The following is a 19379-nucleotide window of genomic DNA, read 5'->3' as shown; positions in this document are numbered from 1 at the left end:
ATGAACATGAGTGACGGCAAAAAACATGTAGTCATCATCGGCGGCGGCATTACCGGTTTAGCCGCCGCCTTCTATATGGAAAAAGAAATCAAAGAAAAGAATCTGCCGCTTGAGCTGACACTTGTTGAGGCAAGTCCGAGAGTCGGCGGGAAAATCCAGACTGTCCAGAAAGACGGCTATATCATCGAAAGAGGGCCAGACTCATTTCTGGAACGAAAGAAAAGCGCCCCGCAGCTTGTTAAAGACTTAGGTCTTGAGCATTTGCTTGTCAACAATGCGACCGGACAATCCTATGTGCTTGTAAACCGCACCCTGCATCCAATGCCGAAGGGCGCTGTAATGGGGATACCGACAAAAATTGCGCCGTTTGTTTCTACGGGTCTGTTTTCCTTGTCCGGGAAGGCGAGAGCTGCTATGGATTTCATCCTGCCTGCAAGCAAAACAAAGGATGATCAGTCATTGGGAGAATTCTTCCGCAGACGTGTCGGAGATGAAGTGGTCGAGAACTTAATCGAGCCGCTTCTATCAGGGATCTACGCAGGCGACATTGACAAGCTCAGCCTGATGTCGACATTCCCGCAATTTTACCAGACGGAACAAAAGCATAGAAGCCTGATTCTCGGCATGAAAAAAACAAGGCCTCAAGGCTCAGGCCAGCAGCTGACGGCAAAAAAACAAGGGCAGTTCCAGACTCTGTCAACCGGTTTGCAGACCCTTGTAGAAGAGATCGAAAAGCAGTTAAAGCTGACGAAGGTGTATAAAGGCACAAAAGTGACCAAACTCAGCCATAGCGGCTCTGGCTATTCGCTCGAACTGGATAACGGCGTCACACTTGATGCTGATTCAGTAATTGTGACTGCTCCGCATAAAGCGGCTGCGGGAATGCTTTCTGAGCTTCCTGCCATTTCTCATTTGAAAAATATGCACTCCACATCCGTGGCAAACGTCGCTTTAGGTTTCCCTGAAGGCTCCGTCCAAATGGAGCATGAGGGCACGGGTTTTGTCATTTCAAGAAACAGTGACTTTGCGATCACAGCCTGTACGTGGACGAATAAAAAATGGCCGCACGCAGCGCCGGAAGGCAAAACGCTGCTTCGAGCATATGTCGGAAAAGCTGGAGACGAATCCATTGTCGATCTATCAGATAATGACATTATCAACATTGTGTTAGAAGACTTAAAGAAAGTCATGAACATAAACGGCGAGCCGGAAATGACATGTGTCACCCGATGGCATGAAAGCATGCCGCAGTACCATGTCGGCCATAAGCAGCGTATCAAGGAGCTGCGTGAAGCACTTGCATCTGCGTATCCGGGTGTTTATATGACAGGCGCTTCTTTCGAAGGTGTCGGCATTCCCGACTGCATTGATCAAGGAAAAGCTGCCGTGTCTGACGCGCTTACCTATTTATTCAGCTAAAACCTCCGCTTTATCGCGGAGGTTTTTTTGATGTGCAATGACAATATTGTGTAAAAAAATGATTGAATTGAACAGCAGGTTATGATACATTTGCATATGTACTTAATGACTAAAATGTTCAAACGGTCAGTTTCGAGGTGAATACAATGTCAATAGATCGAAAAAAGCTCATTTTGGAGGCGGCTACAAAGTCTTTCACGCAGTTCGGGTATAAAGCGACGACAATGGATCTTGTCGCAAAACTTGCGAACGTGGGGAAGGGAACCATTTATACTTTTTTCAAAAACAAAGAAGAGCTGTTTGACGAGATTTTCACTACTTTATTAAAGGAAATGAAGCAAAAAGCGGATGAAGCGATGGAGCCGAACCTTCCGTTCCATGAAAATGTGCACAGAGCGCTGTTTGCCATTCTGGAGTTCAGGAAAACACATCAGCTGACGATTAAAATTTTCCAAGAAAATGCCGAGATTGGTACAATGGCAGTTCAGGAAGTGATCCAGAAAATGGAGCGAGCCATACTGTCTTATATCAAAAGTAAGATTGAAGACGGGATCAAAAGCGGCGCAATCAAGCCGTGCGACCCTGAACTGACAGCCTTTGTGATGCTGAAGCTTTATATCGCGCTCATTTTTGACTGGGAAAAACAACACCCCCCGCTTGATAAAGAGACAATTGCGGGACTGCTTGAATTGTATGTTGTCAAAGGATTGTCAGCGAACTAGATAATCCTTTCTCTTTGCAAGAAAATGACCATTTTTCATGATGAGTCAGTTTTAGAATGGAGGCATCAGGATGAACACAATACGAAGTCAGTGGAAAGACATCGTAACAAGTAAAAAATTATTGATTCCCATCATCGCCATTTTGTTTGTCCCGCTTATTTACAGCGGCGTATTCTTAAAGGCTTATTGGGACCCGTACGGCACAGTTGACCAGCTGCCTGTCGTTGTCGTCAACCAAGACAAGGGAGCAACGTATGAAGGAGAAAAACTTCAAATCGGTGATGATCTGGTCAAAGAATTAAAGGATAATAACAACTTTGATTGGCATTTTTCCAATGATCTCGACCAATCGTTAAAGGACTTATTGAATCAAAAATATTATTTAGTTGTCGAGATTCCTGAGGATTTTTCTAAGAATGCCAGCACTGTATTAGACAAAAATCCGAAAAAATTGGATCTGAAATACCACACAAATGCAGGTTCTAACTATGTAGGGGCAACGATCGGCGAAAAAGCGATTGATAAACTGAAAGCCTCTGTTTCAAAAGAAGTGACCGAGCAATATACGAAAGTTATCTTTGATAACTTTAAAGATATCGCAAAAGGTTTGAGCGACGCGAGCAGCGGCGCGAAAAAAATTGATGACGGCACAAAGGATGCGAAAAACGGAAGCGCACAGCTGAAAGAAAATCTGGCGAAGCTGAAGGAAAGCACCGCTACCATCAGTGACAAAACAGCGCAGCTTGCAGATGGAGCGGCTCAGGTGACGAGCGGCATCCAATCACTTGACAGCTCGCTCGGTAAATTCCAGGACAGCAGCAACCAGATTTATGATAAATCTGGTCAACTTGCAGCAGGATCAGGCAAGCTGACGGGCAAACTAAATGAACTGAATGCCGGCCTTCAAAAGGTGCAGCAGGGCTTACCTGATCTTACAAACGGGCTGAATCAGCTCAACAGTAAAGCACAAGAAGAGTCGGAGAAAGCAGCAAAAGCGGAAAAACTCATAAATGCGCTTGATTTAACACAGCTTGAAACAGCTGTGAACAATCTGGAAAAGTCAGAAACTGCGATGAAGGAATTTAAAAAACAGCTGTCTGACTTTGAAAACAGCTTGAAAAACCGTGATCAGGCATTCAAAAATCTCATCAACTCGAGTGATTTCTTAACAGCGGAGCAAAAAAGCCAGCTGATCAATTCTGTTGAAAAGCAGCTTCCGAAAGTTGATGCGCCTGATTTTGATGAAATTTTAAGTGGGCTTCCTTCAGCTGATCAGCTGCCTGACATCGCAACGATAAAAAGCTCATTGGAAGATGTGAAAGCGGAGGTTGCCCAGGTGAAGGCATTGCCGGAAGCTACCTCTAAGCTTTATAATGGCGCAAAAGCCACTCAAGATGCGATTGACAAATTAACTGCTGGATCTGAGAAGATATACAATGGTTCACAGCAGCTGACAGAAAACCAAAATAAACTGACAGCGGGCATCGGTGAATATAATAAGCAGTTCGCAAAAGCAAAAGCGGGCTCAGAGCAATTGGTGACAGGAAGCAGCCAAGTATCCGGCGGATTGTTTAAGCTGTTAGACGGGTCTAAACAGGTCCAAAGCGGATCATCAAAACTTGCAGACGGATCTGCATCACTTGATACAGGTTTAGGCAAGCTATTGGACGGCACAGGAGAGCTGTCTAGTAAGCTGAAGGATGCGGCTGACCAAACAGGAGATATCGATGCTGATGATCAAACATATGGCATGTTTGCGGATCCGGTTAAAACCAAAGATGATGCCATTCATTCCGTTCCTAACTATGGAACAGGGCTGACACCTTATATCCTGTCAATGGGCTTGTATGTCGGCGGCATCATGCTGACGGTTGTCTTCCCGCTGAAGGAAGCGTCAGGACGTCCGAGAAACGGTTTTGAGTGGTTCTTCAGCAAATTCAATGTCATGATGCTTGTAGGAATCATTCAATCATTGATTGTGGCGACGGTTCTTCTATTGGGAATTGGTCTCGAGGTAGAGAGCACGTGGAGATTTTACGTGTTTACGATCATTACGAGTCTCGCTTTCCTGGCGATGATTCAATTTTTGGCTACCACGATGGGCAACCCTGGACGTTTTATCGCAGTCATTATTTTAGTGCTGCAGCTGGGAGCGAGCGGAGGAACCTTCCCGCTTGAATTGCTCCCGAATTTCTATCAGGTCATCCATGGCGCGTTGCCGATGACCTACAGCATTAACGGATTCAGAGCGGTCATTTCAAACGGTGACTTTGGCTACATGTGGCAGATGGCCGGCGTCTTAATCGGCATCGCCCTCGTCATGATTGCACTAAGCATTACTTACTTTACAATGTTAAGCCGGAAGGAAGAATCATCAGAAGAACAGCCGGCTTCATAAAGAAAAAGAACTTGTTTCCTTGGAAACAAGTTCTTTTTTTGTTACATTCCCCATTTAATAAGCAATCCTGTATAGGTTAATCCGCCGCCAAACCCGAAAAGCAAAACAATTTGATCTTTTTTCAGCTTCCCGGCTTTCACTGCGAGATCGAGCGCCAAAACAATTGAAACCGAAGACGTGTTTCCGTAGTGCTCAACACTAGTGAGCGTTTTTTCAATCGGGAACGGTGTTTTTTCACAAATTGACTCGATCATGCGCAAGTTGGCGCTGTGAGGAACAAACCAATCGAGATCATCAGAGCTGAGTCCTGCTTTATGTAAAAGCCGTTCAAATTCGCCAGGGACGGTTCTTGCGGCCCATTTATATACCTCGCGTCCGTTTTGCACCATTTTTCCAGAACCGACAAGCTGCACACCGTTTATTTCATTTCGCAGTCCGGCACGATACAAAATATCGCCGCCGTTCCCGCTTGTTCCTTGTACAGACGCAAGAAATCCCGGCGTCTCTTCATCTCGTTCCACTAACAGCGCACCAGCGGCATCGCCGAACAGAACGCATGTCGTTCGATCGGTATAATCCGTTACCTTTGATAACGTCTCTCCGGCGATCACGAGAATTTTTTGATGAAGGCCAGATGTGATCAATCCATTTGCCAAATGGAGGCCGTAAGTCAGCCCGGCGCATGTCGCATTAATATCCAGCGCGCCGGTGCTTTCCCAGCCGAAATATTCCTGTACGCGGCATGCCGTACTCGGAAAGGCGTAATCGGATGTGGTTGTGGCAACGAGGATCATATCGACATCATCAAGTGTTCCTTTATAACGGCTCTTGAGATTCTTCACCGCTTCTATGCATAAATCAGAGGTAAATTGATGTTCATCCGCAATCCGGCGTTCTCTCATTCCTGTGCGCTGAACGATCCATTCATCAGAGGTATCAACGATCTTTTCTAAATCTGCATTGGTTAAACGTCTGCTCGGCGCATAGGTGCCGATAGCTGTAATTTTTGCTTTTGACATATGAATCACTCCTTATGGTCAGATTATAACACTAGATATTAGTATCTGGTACTAAAAAGAAGGTTTTTTTACAAAAAAAGAGAAGTGTAGAATAGGGAATCTATGAAAAAGAAAAAGGAGGCTGAAAAATGGTCAGTCAAGAAGCAGTAGTCTTTTTGGCATTATCCGGGGCTATTGCGTTTCTGTTGCCAATCGGGCTGATTGTATGGTTTAAGCGACAGTATGGCGCCTCGCTTAAAGTGTTTTTTATTGGCGCTCTCACGTTTTTTGTCTTCGCTCAGCTGCTGGAAGGCGGCGTTCATGTTTATGTACTGCAAGTGAATGAAATGACGAAAGAAGCGATGCAACATCCATTATGGTATGGCATTTACGGCTGCTTGATGGCCGGAATTTTTGAGGAGTGCGGAAGGTATATGATGATGCGATTTTTTATGAAGCGCCATCATACCTGGGCGGATGGTCTGGCTTTCGGGGCAGGCCATGGCGGGCTTGAAGCCATCCTGATTACAGGCTTGTCCTCTATCTCACTTATTGTATACGCATTTGCAATCAATAGCGGGACGTTTGAACAGCTTTTGGTCAATGGCGACGTCAAACAGGCGCTTATGCCGATACAGGAGCAGCTGCTGCATACTCCTTCGTATGAATGGATGCTGGGCGGAATAGAAAGAATCAGTGCCATTGCCGTCCAAATTGGGCTGTCTCTGCTTGTTTTGTACGCGGTTAAAAGCCGCCGGCCGCTGTTTTTGTTGTATTCTATTCTTTTACATGCACTGTTTAATGTACCGGCGGTTTTATATCAGAGAGGAATCATAGAGCATGCTGCAGCTGTTGAAATCATTATTGCTCTTATAGCGGCTTTATCAGTTTATTGGATTGTAAAAGCAAAAAGGGTGTTTCAATAAAAGGTCCAAGCAGCAGCAATGCCCGCTTGGAAAAATGTGAATGGAAATATTCATTAAGCATGGGTCATCAGAATATTTCTGATTCAGTCTTTAGCAATGACAGCAAGAATGTCTGTGTTTTTTACAAGAGAAACAATGGTGTTTCTTTTTCTTCTTCTCGCAAGGGTCATGGCATTCTTTCTTTTTCTTGCAATGGTCGTGGAAATCTTTATCGAACCACTCGTCAAAGAACCAAAAATCATCGAACCAATCGTGACAACGACATTTCTGTTCATGTGAATGACGACAGCACATAGAAATCCCTCCTCTTCCCATGCTCTCTACAGCATATGAGAGATTGATAGGAAAAGATTGGACGGGTCCCTCGGGAAAAGAGTATATTTTAAGTAGAATATAAAAGGAGGAATGCCCTATGACGTCCGTACGTAAAACGATGGAGCTCATTAAAGAACTGGTATCGATCCCAAGCCCGACAGGAAATACATATGAGGTGATCAATTATATTGAAAGCCTTTTAAAAGAATGGAAGGTAGAAACGGTTCGGAACCACAAGGGAGGCTTAATTGCAACGCTTCCAGGACGCGACACATCCCGGCATCGCATGCTGACTGCGCACGTTGACACCCTCGGCGCTATGGTAAAGGAAATTAAAGCGGACGGCCGGCTGAAAATCGATTTAATCGGCGGGTTCCGCTACAACTCGATTGAGGGGGAGTATTGCCAAATTGAAACCGCCTCAGGAAAAACGTACACAGGCACAATCTTAATGCATCAAACGTCTGTGCACGTATACAAAGACGCGGGAAAGGCTGAGCGGAATCAAGAGAATATGGAGATCCGCCTAGATGAACCTGTTCACTGCCGGAAAGATACGGAGGAGCTTGGCATTGGCGTCGGAGACTTTGTGTCGTTTGATCCACGTGTCGAGATCACATCAAGCGGATTTATTAAATCGCGCCATTTGGATGACAAAGCAAGCGTCGCCTTATTGCTCCGCTTAATTCATGAAATTCAAACAGAAGACATTGAGCTGCCGTATACAACCCATTTTCTTATTTCCAATAATGAAGAAATCGGTTACGGCGGGAATTCGAATATTCCTCCTGAAACAGTTGAATATTTGGCGGTTGATATGGGCGCTATCGGTGACGGGCAGGCGACAGATGAATATTCAGTATCAATCTGTGTGAAGGATGCGAGCGGGCCGTATCATTATCAGCTCAGAAAGCATTTAGTTCAATTAGCCGAGAAGCATCATATTGACTATAAGCTTGATATATATCCGTACTACGGGTCTGATGCATCAGCAGCGATCAAATCCGGGCATGATATTGTGCATGGCCTCATAGGGCCGGGAATTGACGCTTCCCATGCATTTGAACGCACCCATAAATCATCTCTTCGCCATACCGCTAAGCTTCTGTATTACTATGTACAGTCACCAATGGTATAAGGGGGAGGACCAATGAAGATTTATAAGCTGAAAAGCACATTCGGCTGGGAAGGTGATGATGGGTTGGGAGAACAGCTGATTCAGCAGATCCTTGCCGGAGAAAAAACCGCCACGTGCGCGCCGAAATCATTGTATTCAAAAGATGAATTGAGGGACGTTTATCAAACAGCGGGTCAGCTTGTTACCGTTTATGATAAACATGACAATCCAAGATGCAATATAAAAGTGACAGATGTCTTTGAAACCACCTTTTGTGCGCCTGATATGAGGTTAGTCAAAGGAGAGGGCAATGGAGATCGAATTGAGGAGTTTCAAGAGGATCATCGGATGGCATGGGCGGAACTGATCAAAAGCGGTGAACTGGAGCTGAATGAGGATACTGTTTTGATTACAGAACTGTTTGTGCTTGTTAAAGATTAAAAAAGCCTGCGGGGCAAGAACCCCGCAGGCTTTTCATTAACCAGAAATGGTTGCGTTTTGTTCTGTTTTCGATTGGGACATAACAGTTTCTGCTTTCGCAGGATTAAACATGCCTTCCCATTTAGACATCACAACGGCAGCAAGCGCGTTACCAGTCAGGTTGACAACTGTACGTGCCATATCCATGATGCGGTCTACGCCGGCAATAAAGGCAAGTCCTTCAGCCGGAACGCCGATGGTGCCAAGCGTTGCAAGCAAGACAACAAAAGAAGTACCAGGCACGGCAGCCATCCCTTTGGATGTCACCATTAAGACGAGCACAAGCGTAATTTGGTGCCAAATCGTCAAATCAATGCCATATACCTGTGCTAAAAAGAGTGCGGCAATAGATTGATAGAGAACGGAACCGTCTAAGTTAAACGTGTAACCGATCGGAATGACAAATGAAACAATGCCTTTCGGACATCCGATTTTCTCCATTTTTTCCATGATGCGCGGAAGAACCGTTTCAGAGCTGGACGTACTGAACGCCAGTAAGATTTCGTCCTTCATGTAAGCAAGGAACTTGAAGATGCTGATGCCGGCAATTTTTGCGACAATCCCGAAAATAACAATTAAGAAGAAAGCAAGCGCGACATAAACCAATCCGACGAGCTTTCCGAGAGAGATAAGAGAACCGAGTCCGAATTTAGACACAGTCACTCCGATAAGAGCGAAAACGCCGAATGGCGCCACTTTCATCACAAGGTTTACAACGTGGAACATGGCATGGGATACACCTTCAAAAAAGGCTAATACAGGCTTGCCTCTTTCACCGATCGCGGAAATACCCAATGCAAATAGTACTGTAAAGCAGATGATGGCTAGAAGATCCCCTTCGACCAATGACTGGAAGAAGTTTGTCGGCACAATATGGAGGAACGTTTCCGCCACTGATTTATTACTTTGTTCTTTTTCAGTTTCAACATATTGACTGATGTCCGATTTTTGAGCTTCGTGTATATTAACTCCTGTACCCGGATGGAAGATGTTTGCAAGGGCTAGTCCGAGAATAATGGCAAAAGTCGTGATGATCTCGAAGTACAGAATCGTTCTGAAGCCTAATTTACCGACTTGCTTTCCATTTCCTGCACCGGCTACACCGATGATTAAGCTGGAGACAACAATAGGAATCACTATCATTTTGATTAAGCGTAAAAAGAGATCCCCGATTGGCTGCAGGTAAGTAGGCAATGCTGGGTTGCCATACCAAATGACGCCAACAATGACACCTAGAATAAGTCCAACGAATATTTGTGTGGCTAATCCAAACTTAATTCTTTTCATAGATTACCTCCCAAAAAACAAAGTATCAACATATATCATGAATAGACATATATTTAATCTCACTATTAGATCAAATTATAATAGATAAGAAATCAATTCGTCTATAGTAAATTATATTTCGAAAATAAAGAATATTCAATGACATTATGATAATCACCAGAATTATCTAAAAACAGGTGAGCTTTGACCTAACCTGACTATTATTTCAAAATTAAGAGATATGTGAAAAAATAAGAAAATCCCACGCGTAAGGCGCGGGATTTTCGCTCATTACAAATCGTTTACTTTTATACAGTCATTGCAGATATTACCATAACACTCATGCTGCTCTTCTATCTTTTTTCCGCATTCCGCACACTTTTTCGAAGGCAGGTTTCTAAAAAATTCTGTGATTTTCCCCAGCATAACCAATCCCTCTTTCCCCTTTGTAGTGATTTCATTGTAATATAACAGATTACAAAAATCAATAACTGTTTTGATACAATGTTTAAAACATGCTTTTTTCAAGAAAAATGGGTATATTGAAGGAGGATCAATTTTTTTGAAAAGATAGGAGGACATTATGAAAGTTACAGTTATCGGATGCTATGGCGGTTTTCCGGCCGCAAATGAAGCGACGTCAGGCTATTTGTTTCAGTCAGGTGATTACTCTCTGCTTGTTGATTGCGGCAGTGCCGTTTTGTCTAAGCTGTTCGGATATGTGCCGGCGGAAAAGCTGGATGCGGTCGTTCTGTCTCATTATCACCATGACCATATCGCTGATATCGGGCCGCTGCAATTTGCCAAGCAAGTCGGTTCGTTTCTCGGCAAAGGAGAGCATACGCTTCCGATTTACGGACATGATGCTGATATAGAACAGTTTCAAAAGCTTACATATAAAACACATACAAAAGGGATCGCCTATCAGCCGGATCAGCCGCTGACTGCCGGTCCGTTTACGATCACCTTTTTAAAAACGATTCACCCGGTGACGTGCTATGCCATGCGGATTACTGACGGCAGCCACACTGTCGTTTATACTGCTGATTCCAGCTATCAGGATTCATTTATACCGTTTTCGAAAGATGCTGATTTATTGATCTCAGAATGCAATTTTTATGCCGATCAAGACGGAACAAGTGCAGGCCATATGAACAGCCTGGAAGCCGGGCGCATTGCAAAAGAAGCGGGAGCGGGAGAACTGCTGCTGACCCATTTGCCGCATTTTGGCGTGCATGACAACCTTCGCAAAGAAGCGAAAACCGTTTTTAACGGAGAAGTGAATATTGCGAAATCAGGTTTTGTGTGGGAAGGATAAAGGAGGAGCACCATGTTATTTATAGACAATCAAAATATCAATGATCCGCGGATCAATCTTGCTATCGAGGAGTACTGTGTAAAGCATTTAGACCCTGAACAGCAATATTTGCTCTTTTATGTGAATCAACCGTCTATTATCATTGGGAAAAACCAAAATACAATAGAAGAAATCAATACAAAATATGTTGAGGAAAACGGGATTATCGTCGTCCGCCGTTTATCAGGCGGGGGCGCTGTGTACCATGATCTGGGGAACTTGAACTTCAGCTTTATTACCAAGGATGACGGGGACAGCTTTCATAACTTTAAAAAATTCACTGAGCCGGTGATTCAGGCGTTACATCAGCTTGGGGTTGAAGCTGAATTAAGCGGCCGGAACGACATTGTAGTGGATGGCCGGAAAATATCCGGAAACGCTCAGTTTGCAACGAAAGGCCGTATTTTCAGCCACGGCACCCTCATGTTTGATTCAGCCATTGATCATGTTGTATCAGCATTAAAGGTGAAAAAGGATAAAATTGAATCAAAAGGCATCAAATCGATCAGAAGCCGAGTGGCAAACATCAGTGAGTTTCTCGATGATAAAATGACCACCGAAGAATTCCGCAGCCATTTGCTTCGCCATATTTTTAACACAAACGACATTGGAAACGTGCCGGAGTATAAGCTGACGGAAAAAGATTGGGAGACCATTCATCAAATTTCGAAAGAGCGCTATCAGAATTGGGATTGGAACTACGGCCGCTCACCAAAATTTAACCTTAATCATTCGAAGCGTTATCCGGTTGGATCGATCGATTTGCGCCTGGAAGTCAAGAAAGGCAAAATCGAGGACTGCAAAATCTTCGGAGATTTCTTCGGTGTCGGTGATGTATCTGAAATTGAAAACCTGCTGGTCGGAAAACAATACGAACGCAGCGTCATCGCTGATGTGCTCGAAGGTGTGAATCTCAAGCATTACTTTGGGAACATTACGAAAGAGGATTTCCTTGATCTGATTTATTAAGGCAAAACACATCGTTTGAAAGAGCGGTTGTGTTTTTGAAATAATGGAGGCAGGAGGGATTCACATGAAAGTGTTTTTAATCGGAGCGAACGGACAAATCGGGCAAAGACTCGTCTCTTTATTCCAAGATAATCCTGATCATTCCATCAGAGCGATGGTCAGAAAAGAAGAACAGAAAGCGTCTCTTGAAGCTGCCGGTGCAGAAGCTGTGCTTGCGAATCTGGAGGGCAGCCCGGAAGAAATCGCCGCTGCGGCAAAAGGCTGTGACGCGATCATTTTCACAGCCGGTTCCGGCGGCAGCACAGGCTATGATAAAACACTGCTGGTGGATCTTGATGGAGCGGCAAAAGCCATTGAAGCTGCGGCCATTGCCGGAATCAAACGGTTTATTATGGTCAGCGCCCTGCAAGCCCATCACCGTGAAAATTGGAATGAGGCACTCAAGCCTTATTATGTGGCCAAGCATTATGCTGATAAAATTCTGGAAGCGAGCGGTTTAACCTATACGATTATCCGTCCGGGAGGCCTTCGCAATGAGCCTGGAACGGGAACTGTTTCAGCAGCGAAGGATCTTGAGCGGGGATTTATTTCCCGTGATGACGTTGCAAAAACGGTCATTGCTTCTTTAGATGAGAAGAATACGGAAAATCGGGCCTTTGATCTGACAGAAGGAGATACGCCGATTGCCGAAGCATTGAAGAAACTATGACAGTACTGACACTCAGGGCTTTTTGCTCTTGAGTGTTTTTTTCTGTTTCTCTATAATGGAGGAGAAAGCTTGGCTTCAATAATGAATGACTATTCATTCACTTTAAGGGGTGGGAGAATGAATCTTGTTTCAAAATTGGAAGAAACAGCATCTGAGAAGCCCGACAGCATCGCATGCAGGTTTAAAGATCACATGATGACGTATCAAGAGCTGAATGAATATATTCAGCGGTTTGCGGACGGCCTTCAGGAAGCCGGTATGGAGAAAGGGGACCATTTAGCTTTGCTGCTTGGCAATTCGCCTGATTTTATCATCGCGTTTTTTGGCGCTTTAAAAGCTGGGATCGTGGTTGTTCCCATCAATCCGTTGTACACGCCGACAGAAATTGGTTATATGCTGACAAATGGCGATGTAAAGGCAATCGTGGGCGTTAGCCAGCTTTTGCCGCTTTATGAGAGCATGCATGAGTCGCTGCCAAAGGTTGAGCTCGTCATTTTATGCCAGACGGGGGAGGCCGAGCCGGAAGCTGCGGACCCAGAGGTCAGGATGAAAATGACAACGTTTGCAAAAATATTGCGGCCGACATCTGCCGCTAAACAAAACCAAGAACTTGTCCCTGATGATACCGCGGTTATTTTATATACGTCAGGAACGACTGGAAAACCGAAAGGCGCGATGCTGACACATCAGAATTTGTACAGCAATGCCAACGATGTCGCAGGCTATTTGGGAATGGATGAGAGGGACAATGTGGTCTGCGCTCTTCCCATGTTTCACGTGTTTTGTTTAACCGTCTGTATGAATGCACCGCTGATGAGCGGCGCAACTGTATTGATTGAGCCTCAATTCAGTCCGGCATCTGTTTTTAAGCTTGTTAAGCAGCAGCAGGCGACCATTTTTGCCGGTGTGCCTACAATGTATAACTACTTGTTTCAGCATGAAAACGGAAAGAAAGATGATTTTTCTTCGATCCGGCTGTGCATTTCGGGAGGCGCGTCCATGCCAGTCGCGTTGCTGACGGCGTTTGAAGAAAAATTCGGTGTTACCATTTTGGAAGGCTACGGGCTCTCGGAAGCATCACCCGTCACGTGCTTTAACCCATTTGACAGGGGCAGAAAGCCGGGCTCCATCGGGACAAGTATCTTACATGTCGAAAACAAGGTCGTAGATCCGCTCGGACGCGAGCTGCCCGCTCACCAGGTCGGCGAATTGATCGTGAAAGGCCCCAATGTGATGAAGGGCTATTATAAAATGCCGATGGAAACAGAGCATGCATTAAAAGACGGGTGGCTTTATACGGGGGACTTGGCAAGACGGGATGAGGACGGCTATTTTTACATTGTTGACCGGAAAAAAGACATGATCATTGTAGGAGGATACAATGTGTATCCGCGGGAGGTGGAGGAGGTGCTGTACAGCCATCCGGACGTCAAGGAGGCGGTTGTCATCGGCGTGCCGGACCCCCAAAGCGGGGAAGCGGTAAAGGGATATGTGGTGCCGAAACGCTCTGGGGTAACAGAGGAGGACATCATGCAGCACTGCGAAAAGCATCTGGCAAAATACAAGCGGCCTGCCGCCATTACGTTTCTTGACGATATTCCGAAAAATGCGACGGGGAAAATGCTCAGACGGGCACTGAGAGATATTTTGCCCCAATAAAATGAAAAAGCGAAGCGGTTAGCTTCGCTTTTTCATTTTCAATCCTTTGCTTCTTTTTTAATAATATTTAGCAGCGCCTTTGTATCATTTTTGCTTAATTTGTAGTATGTGCCATCCTTCAAAAAAACGGCTTGCAGGCTGTCGTCAATCCATAGTCTGAATGAGTCATACCGGTCTTTATGAAACTTGATTGTCCCTTCGTAATCAGGGGCTGATGTTTTTTCTGTCTTCACCTGTTTTCCCTGATTCATAATATCCAGCATATCTTTGACGTGCTGTCTTTTTTCAATCTCGATATCTTCCTGGCCGCTTGAAGACAGTGTGATCAAATCCGCGTCTACCGATTGATACACATCGCCTGATCGGCTGTAAAGATAAAAAAATGCTATAAACACAAGACCGATTACCACGATGGCTGCCACTATTTTTTTCATTTGCATCACTCCAAACATTGTTAGTTTTCCCAGCGTTCGGGCTTTCCATGCTTAAAAGGGTGGAAAAGTGCGGAACACAGCTTGGTTCTAAGAATTTGAATTTATGATTACAATAGAAGTAACGGGTTGATGTGAGGAGTGAGGCGTTATGCGCAAGTGGATTGCGGCAGCAGGACTTGCTTACGTGCTGTACGGGCTGTTTTTTTATTGGTATTTTTTCCTGTCGGGTGATTCCGCAATACCGGAAGCCGTGAAAGGGACGCAGGCCGATCCGGCTTCTTTCATGAAGCCGTCTGAGTTGGCAGTGGCCGAGCAGTATTCGAATGTCAAGAATTTTTTATTTTTTATCGGGGTACCTCTTGATTGGTTTCTGTTTTTTGTTCTGCTGGTCAGCGGTGTTTCAAAGAAAATCAAGAAATGGATCGAAGCGGCCGTGCCTTTTCGGTTTTTGCAGACTGTAGGTTTTGTGTTTGTGCTTTCGCTGATTACAACATTGGTGACGCTGCCTTTAGATTGGATAGGCTATCAAGTATCGCTTGACTATAACATTTCCACACAGACAACGGCCAGCTGGGCTAAGGATCAGGTTATCAGCTTTTGGATCAGTTTCCCAATCTTTGCGCTTTGCGTTCTCGTTTTTTATTGGCTGATCAAAAGGCATGAAAAAAAATGGTGGTTATACGCCTGGCTGTTAACAGTGCCGTTTTCGCTTTTTCTGTTTTTTATTCAGCCGGTCATTATTGATCCTTTATACAATGATTTTTATCCGCTGAAAAACAAAGAGCTTGAAAGCAAAATATTAGAGCTGGCAGATGAAGCCAATATTCCGGCTGACCATGTATATGAAGTGAACATGTCAGAAAAAACAAATGCGCTGAATGCCTATGTTACAGGAATCGGGGCCAACAAACGGATTGTATTGTGGGATACGACGCTGAACAAACTTGACGATTCAGAAATCCTGTTTATTATGGGCCACGAAATGGGCCATTATGTCATGAAGCACGTTTACATCGGTCTGGCTGGCTATTTGCTCGTGTCGCTCGCCGGATTTTATGTCATTGATAAGCTTTACAAGCGGACGGTTCGCCTAACCCGCAGCATGTTTCATTTAGAAGGGCGGCATGATCTTGCGGCACTTCCGCTGTTATTGCTTTTGTTTTCTGTTTTGAGCTTTGCGGTAACGCCTTTTTCTAATGCTGTCTCGCGTTATCAGGAGAATAAGGCTGACCAGTATGGGATCGAGTTGACAGAGAACAGAGAAGCCGCTGTTAAAACGTTTCAGGATTTGGCCGTGACGGGGCTGAGCCAGGTTGATCCTCCGGTGCTTGTGAAGATTTTCAGAGGCAGCCATCCGTCGATCATGGAACGGATTCAACATGCGGAGAAAGAAGAGAATGCGCCGGAACATCAGGATGCTGACAAATAAAAAGAAGCAGGTATGGAGGAACCTGCTTCTTTTTACTATTATTGTGCAGCTGCTTGTACGTTGATTAACCCTTTTCCATAGTAGAAAGAGTTTCCAAGATATGTTGCAGTGCTTTCTAAACGATCACGGACTTGCGCGTTTGTCCAAGTCGGGTGCTTAGAAAGAATTAACGCTGCTGCTCCGGCAACGTGAGGAGTCGCCATGGACGTGCCGTTGTAAGCACCGTAAGTGCCTCCAGGAAGTGTGCTTTGGATGGATACGCCAGGAGCCATCACATCAAGCTCAGAACCTGCGCTTGAGAATGAAGCTCTTTGGTTGCTGCTGTTTACCGCACCTACCGCAATAGTAGAAGGATATTTTGCAGGGTAGCCGACTGTGCTTGAGCTTCCGGACGAACCTTCGTTTCCGGCAGCGGCAGCAACGACGATACCGCTGGAAACGGCTTTGTCAACGACTGTTTTCAGCGCTGTAGAACCAGTAGGTCCGCCAAGGCTCATGTTGATAACATCCATATTGTTGGAAATGGCCCACTCAATGCCGTTAATAATCCAGCTATATTGGCCGCTTCCTGTTGAATCAAGCACTTTTACTGCATATAATGATGCGCTTGGCGCTACGCCCAGAACACCGATTGAGTTATTAAGAGCGGCAATCGTACCGGCTACATGCGTACCGTGAGAACTGCCGTCCTGGTATGGGTTTGTTTCAGAAGGTACGAAGCTTGCTCCGCCTCTGACGTTTAAGTCAGGATGAGAAGAGTCAATTCCGCTGTCGATAACAGCTACTTTTACGTTAGAGCCTGTGTAGCCTTGAGAGTGAAGAGCCGGCGCTTTAATTTGAGAAATGCCATAAGGAACAGATTGCGCATATTCATGTGCAATATGATCTTCTTCCACATATGCAACGCTCGGATCTTTTTTCAATTCTTTTACAGCTTTTTCATCCAATGTTGCTGCGGCCGCGTTAACATACTTAAATTGCTTTTGAACCTTTCCGCCTTTTTCAGAAATAACATCCTTTTTCTTGGCGGAACTCATGGCACTCATTGTCTGTTTAAATCCGACAATGTATTTCTTTTCTGTACTGCTTTTTCCGGCAGCCTGCGCAGACATGTTGCTGAACGCCATCGTAAAGATTAACGTTAACGCAAACAACAAGCTGATCCACAATTTTTTGCTTCTCACTCTTTACCCTCTCCTTTTAAAAAATTCAGAGTAGACTTACTTAAAAGACTATTCTGTGAATTTATTGTAATAGATGGAATAATATTTTAGTAGACCCATTTTTTTGAGATGATTTTATCTCTATTTAGGTATATCATCTCTCGCTATTTCCGTAGAGACTCGAAATAACTATTTTCATACAGAAAAGAACGAAAATAGACATGAGTAAATGTTCATTATGCTGAAATGTCATGCTTTTTTAGGTTAAATGCTCCTGAGTCCCGGCAAATTCCTGTCGAAAAAATTCGTTCAAATGACCTGCATATGCTTCCGTGAGAACAATGGATATTATCGTGATATTTTTTCAAAGCATGATGATAAAAGTATTCTGAAAAATAAACTTTACAGAAAATGGATAGAATGAAAAAATTATTGAGAGGGAGGAAGAAATAAGATGAACATTCGCCAAGCAAAGACATCAGACGCGGCGGCCATTACGCCGCTGTTTAACCAATATCGGGAATTTTATAGACAGGCATCCGATTTGCAAGGGGCGGAGGCTTATTTGAAAGCTCGTTTGGAAAATCACGAGTCTGTTATTTTGATAGCAGAAGAAAATGGAGAATTCATAGGGTTTACCCAGCTCTATCCAACGTTTTCTTCTGTGTCAATGAAAAGGATCTACATATTAAATGACTTATTTGTCGTTCCTCATGCGCGTACAAAGGGAGCCGGCGGCCGGCTGCTTTCTGCCGCAAAGGATTATGCAGAGGAAAACGGGGCAAAATGTTTAACACTTCAGACTGAGCACCACAACCGGAAGGCAAGAAGCTTGTATGAGCAAAACGGCTATGAAGAGGATACCGGATTTGTCCATTATTGTCTCAATGTGCCGGCGAAGTGAAAATGGCGGCTTGATGATTTGGTTTTTTGAACGTTCTTCGGTTACGATATAAATGAAAAGGAGTGTGCCGAATGTCAACGTTATTTCAAGCATTGCAGGCAGAAAAAAATGCCGATGATGTTTCAGTCCATGTGAAAACCATATCAACAGAGGATTTGCCGAAGGATGGTGTCCTGATTAAAGTTGCTTATTCCGGCATTAATTACAAAGATGGTCTGGCCGGAAAAGCAGGAGGCAATATCGTCAGAGAGTATCCGCTTATTTTAGGCATTGATGCTGCGGGTACGGTCGTCTCTTCCAATGATCCGCGTTTTGCGGAGGGGGATGAGGTGATCGCGACAAGCTATGAGCTCGGTGTCTCCCGTGATGGCGGATTAAGTGAATACGCTTCTGTGCCTGGTGACTGGCTGGTGCCTTTGCCACAGAATCTTTCGTTAAAAGAAGCGATGGTGTACGGAACGGCGGGATTTACTGCGGCGTTATCAGTGCATCGGCTTGAACAGAACGGTCTGTCTCCGGAAAAAGGCAGCGTGCTAGTCACAGGAGCAACTGGCGGTGTCGGCGGAATTGCGGTATCGATGCTGAACAAGCGGGGCTATGATGTGGTGGCAAGTACCGGAAACCGGGAGGCGGCTGATTATTTGAAACAGCTTGGTGCAAGCGAAGTAATCAGCAGGGAAGATGTCTATGACGGAACGCTTAAGGCGCTGTCCAAGCAGCAATGGCAGGGAGCGGTTGATCCAGTCGGCGGAAAACAGCTTGCCTCGCTTTTAAGCAAAATTCAATACGGCGGATCTGTCGCAGTGAGCGGCTTAACCGGCGGAGGAGAAGTTCCGGCAACGGTGTATCCTTTTATTCTTCGCGGAGTAAGCCTGCTCGGAATCGATTCAGTATACTGTCCGATGGACGTCAGAGCCGCTGTTTGGGAGCGCATGTCTTCTGATCTCAAGCCTGATCAGCTGCTGACCATCGTGGACAGGGAAGTATCATTGGAAGAAACGCCGGGTGCGTTAAAAGATATTTTACAAAATCGCATTCAAGGAAGAGTGATTGTGAAGCTTTAACAGGATCAGCTTGCAGAGAATGTTATTTTTCTGCAAGCTTTTTTGTGGAC

19 protein-coding genes are annotated in these 19379 nt (G+C 44.8%); 13 read left to right on the top strand and 6 right to left on the bottom strand.

Going from position 1 to position 19379, the window contains the following annotated elements; genetic code table 11:
• Positions 1 to 6: 6 nt before the first annotated feature.
• The 3 genes from hemY to M1D94_RS15780 all read left to right on the top strand — a co-directional run bounded on the left by hemY (position 7) and on the right by M1D94_RS15780 (position 4539).
• On the top strand, positions 7 to 1419 hold the full coding sequence (gene hemY / locus M1D94_RS15790) for a protoporphyrinogen oxidase (protein WP_085186350.1): 1413 nt from the start codon (positions 7 to 9) through the stop codon (positions 1417 to 1419).
• 146 nt (positions 1420 to 1565) lie between these two features.
• Positions 1566 to 2141 carry a TetR/AcrR family transcriptional regulator gene (locus M1D94_RS15785; RefSeq protein ID WP_014479348.1) on the top strand — a complete coding sequence of 192 codons (576 nt, stop codon included), beginning with the start codon at positions 1566 to 1568 and terminating at the stop codon, positions 2139 to 2141.
• Between the two features lie 70 nt (positions 2142 to 2211).
• On the top strand, positions 2212 to 4539 hold the full coding sequence (locus M1D94_RS15780; protein ID WP_124073100.1) for a YhgE/Pip domain-containing protein: 2328 nt from the start codon (positions 2212 to 2214) through the stop codon (positions 4537 to 4539).
• A gap of 41 nt (positions 4540 to 4580) precedes the next feature.
• On the opposite strand, the gene fabHB is transcribed toward M1D94_RS15780, so the two are convergent.
• On the bottom strand, positions 4581 to 5558 hold the full coding sequence (gene fabHB, locus M1D94_RS15775; protein ID WP_003233200.1) for a beta-ketoacyl-ACP synthase III FabHB: 978 nt from the start codon (positions 5556 to 5558) through the stop codon (positions 4581 to 4583).
• Between the two features lie 128 nt (positions 5559 to 5686).
• Here fabHB and M1D94_RS15770 point away from each other — a divergent pair, with 128 nt between their 5' ends.
• A complete protein-coding gene (locus tag M1D94_RS15770; protein WP_326243206.1) occupies positions 5687 to 6463 on the top strand; it encodes a YhfC family intramembrane metalloprotease in 777 nt (258 codons plus the stop codon).
• An 83-nt stretch (positions 6464 to 6546) separates the two neighbouring features.
• Here the strand turns inward: M1D94_RS15770 and M1D94_RS15765 are convergent, their stop codons facing one another.
• Positions 6547 to 6738, bottom strand: coding sequence for a hypothetical protein (locus M1D94_RS15765; RefSeq protein WP_003245634.1), 192 nt, complete (start codon positions 6736 to 6738; stop codon positions 6547 to 6549).
• Positions 6739 to 6875: 137 nt separating this feature from the next.
• Here M1D94_RS15765 and M1D94_RS15760 point away from each other — a divergent pair, with 137 nt between their 5' ends.
• Positions 6876 to 7916 (top strand): M42 family metallopeptidase, encoded by a 1041-nt coding sequence (locus M1D94_RS15760; RefSeq protein WP_014479351.1) that lies wholly within the window; start codon positions 6876 to 6878, stop codon positions 7914 to 7916.
• Positions 7917 to 7928: 12 nt separating this feature from the next.
• A complete protein-coding gene (locus M1D94_RS15755) occupies positions 7929 to 8336 on the top strand; it encodes an ASCH domain-containing protein (RefSeq protein WP_169037400.1) in 408 nt (135 codons plus the stop codon).
• A gap of 36 nt (positions 8337 to 8372) precedes the next feature.
• Here the strand turns inward: M1D94_RS15755 and gltT are convergent, their stop codons facing one another.
• A complete protein-coding gene (gltT, locus tag M1D94_RS15750) occupies positions 8373 to 9662 on the bottom strand; it encodes a glutamate/proton symporter GltT (protein WP_003245579.1) in 1290 nt (429 codons plus the stop codon).
• A 270-nt stretch (positions 9663 to 9932) separates the two neighbouring features.
• Entirely contained in the window at positions 9933 to 10067 is a 135-nt protein-coding gene (yhfH, locus tag M1D94_RS15745; protein WP_003244802.1) for a protein YhfH, read from the bottom strand.
• Between the two features lie 157 nt (positions 10068 to 10224).
• Between yhfH and M1D94_RS15740 the strand changes: the two genes are divergently transcribed.
• From M1D94_RS15740 to lcfB, 4 genes are all read left to right on the top strand, one after another.
• Positions 10225 to 10959 (top strand): MBL fold metallo-hydrolase, encoded by a 735-nt coding sequence (locus tag M1D94_RS15740; protein ID WP_003233185.1) that lies wholly within the window; start codon positions 10225 to 10227, stop codon positions 10957 to 10959.
• Between the two features lie 12 nt (positions 10960 to 10971).
• A complete protein-coding gene (lplJ, locus tag M1D94_RS15735) occupies positions 10972 to 11967 on the top strand; it encodes a lipoate--protein ligase LplJ (protein ID WP_014479356.1) in 996 nt (331 codons plus the stop codon).
• Between the two features lie 64 nt (positions 11968 to 12031).
• Positions 12032 to 12676: an SDR family oxidoreductase gene (locus M1D94_RS15730; protein ID WP_101501953.1), complete on the top strand. Its 645-nt coding sequence runs from the start codon at positions 12032 to 12034 to the stop codon at positions 12674 to 12676.
• A gap of 117 nt (positions 12677 to 12793) precedes the next feature.
• Entirely contained in the window at positions 12794 to 14335 is a 1542-nt protein-coding gene (gene lcfB, locus M1D94_RS15725) for a long-chain-fatty-acid--CoA ligase LcfB (RefSeq protein WP_187002153.1), read from the top strand.
• Between the two features lie 38 nt (positions 14336 to 14373).
• Here lcfB and M1D94_RS15720 read toward each other — a convergent pair whose 3' ends face one another.
• A complete protein-coding gene (locus tag M1D94_RS15720; RefSeq protein WP_456270280.1) occupies positions 14374 to 14769 on the bottom strand; it encodes a hypothetical protein in 396 nt (131 codons plus the stop codon).
• A gap of 148 nt (positions 14770 to 14917) precedes the next feature.
• On the opposite strand from M1D94_RS15720, the gene M1D94_RS15715 reads away from it, so the two are divergent.
• Complete coding sequence (locus tag M1D94_RS15715; RefSeq protein ID WP_456270279.1) at positions 14918 to 16198, top strand: M48 family metallopeptidase; 1281 nt, start codon at positions 14918 to 14920, stop codon at positions 16196 to 16198.
• Positions 16199 to 16236: 38 nt separating this feature from the next.
• Here M1D94_RS15715 and aprE read toward each other — a convergent pair whose 3' ends face one another.
• A complete protein-coding gene (gene aprE / locus M1D94_RS15710) occupies positions 16237 to 17382 on the bottom strand; it encodes a subtilisin AprE (RefSeq protein ID WP_029726299.1) in 1146 nt (381 codons plus the stop codon).
• A 433-nt stretch (positions 17383 to 17815) separates the two neighbouring features.
• Between aprE and M1D94_RS15705 the strand changes: the two genes are divergently transcribed.
• Together M1D94_RS15705 and M1D94_RS15700 are read left to right on the top strand one after the other, a co-directional pair.
• Positions 17816 to 18265 (top strand): GNAT family N-acetyltransferase, encoded by a 450-nt coding sequence (locus M1D94_RS15705; protein WP_015715622.1) that lies wholly within the window; start codon positions 17816 to 17818, stop codon positions 18263 to 18265.
• A gap of 71 nt (positions 18266 to 18336) precedes the next feature.
• Entirely contained in the window at positions 18337 to 19329 is a 993-nt protein-coding gene (locus M1D94_RS15700) for an NADPH:quinone oxidoreductase family protein (RefSeq protein ID WP_003233163.1), read from the top strand.
• The last annotated feature ends 50 nt before the right edge of the window (positions 19330 to 19379 follow it).

This window comes from Bacillus sp. JZ109 (assembly GCF_053903135.1).
Note: the sequence above shows the minus strand (reverse complement) of the source record. Positions and strands in the feature narration are given on the sequence as shown.

Bases quoted from the DNA above. Each gene is read 5' to 3' on its own strand.
- hemY (WP_085186350.1), top strand. From the start codon at position 7: ATGAGTGACGGCAAAAAACATGTAGTCATCATCGGCGGCGGCATTACC.
- M1D94_RS15785 (WP_014479348.1), top strand. From the start codon at position 1,566: ATGTCAATAGATCGAAAAAAGCTCATTTTGGAGGCGGCTACAAAGTCT.
- M1D94_RS15780 (WP_124073100.1), top strand. From the start codon at position 2,212: ATGAACACAATACGAAGTCAGTGGAAAGACATCGTAACAAGTAAAAAA.
- fabHB (WP_003233200.1), bottom strand. From the start codon at position 5,558: ATGTCAAAAGCAAAAATTACAGCTATCGGCACCTATGCGCCGAGCAGA.
- M1D94_RS15770 (WP_326243206.1), top strand. From the start codon at position 5,687: ATGGTCAGTCAAGAAGCAGTAGTCTTTTTGGCATTATCCGGGGCTATT.
- M1D94_RS15765 (WP_003245634.1), bottom strand. From the start codon at position 6,738: ATGAACAGAAATGTCGTTGTCACGATTGGTTCGATGATTTTTGGTTCT.
- M1D94_RS15760 (WP_014479351.1), top strand. From the start codon at position 6,876: ATGACGTCCGTACGTAAAACGATGGAGCTCATTAAAGAACTGGTATCG.
- M1D94_RS15755 (WP_169037400.1), top strand. From the start codon at position 7,929: ATGAAGATTTATAAGCTGAAAAGCACATTCGGCTGGGAAGGTGATGAT.
- gltT (WP_003245579.1), bottom strand. From the start codon at position 9,662: ATGAAAAGAATTAAGTTTGGATTAGCCACACAAATATTCGTTGGACTT.
- yhfH (WP_003244802.1), bottom strand. From the start codon at position 10,067: ATGCTGGGGAAAATCACAGAATTTTTTAGAAACCTGCCTTCGAAAAAG.
- M1D94_RS15740 (WP_003233185.1), top strand. From the start codon at position 10,225: ATGAAAGTTACAGTTATCGGATGCTATGGCGGTTTTCCGGCCGCAAAT.
- lplJ (WP_014479356.1), top strand. From the start codon at position 10,972: ATGTTATTTATAGACAATCAAAATATCAATGATCCGCGGATCAATCTT.
- M1D94_RS15730 (WP_101501953.1), top strand. From the start codon at position 12,032: ATGAAAGTGTTTTTAATCGGAGCGAACGGACAAATCGGGCAAAGACTC.
- lcfB (WP_187002153.1), top strand. From the start codon at position 12,794: ATGAATCTTGTTTCAAAATTGGAAGAAACAGCATCTGAGAAGCCCGAC.
- M1D94_RS15720 (WP_456270280.1), bottom strand. From the start codon at position 14,769: ATGAAAAAAATAGTGGCAGCCATCGTGGTAATCGGTCTTGTGTTTATA.
- M1D94_RS15715 (WP_456270279.1), top strand. From the start codon at position 14,918: ATGCGCAAGTGGATTGCGGCAGCAGGACTTGCTTACGTGCTGTACGGG.
- M1D94_RS15705 (WP_015715622.1), top strand. From the start codon at position 17,816: ATGAACATTCGCCAAGCAAAGACATCAGACGCGGCGGCCATTACGCCG.
- M1D94_RS15700 (WP_003233163.1), top strand. From the start codon at position 18,337: ATGTCAACGTTATTTCAAGCATTGCAGGCAGAAAAAAATGCCGATGAT.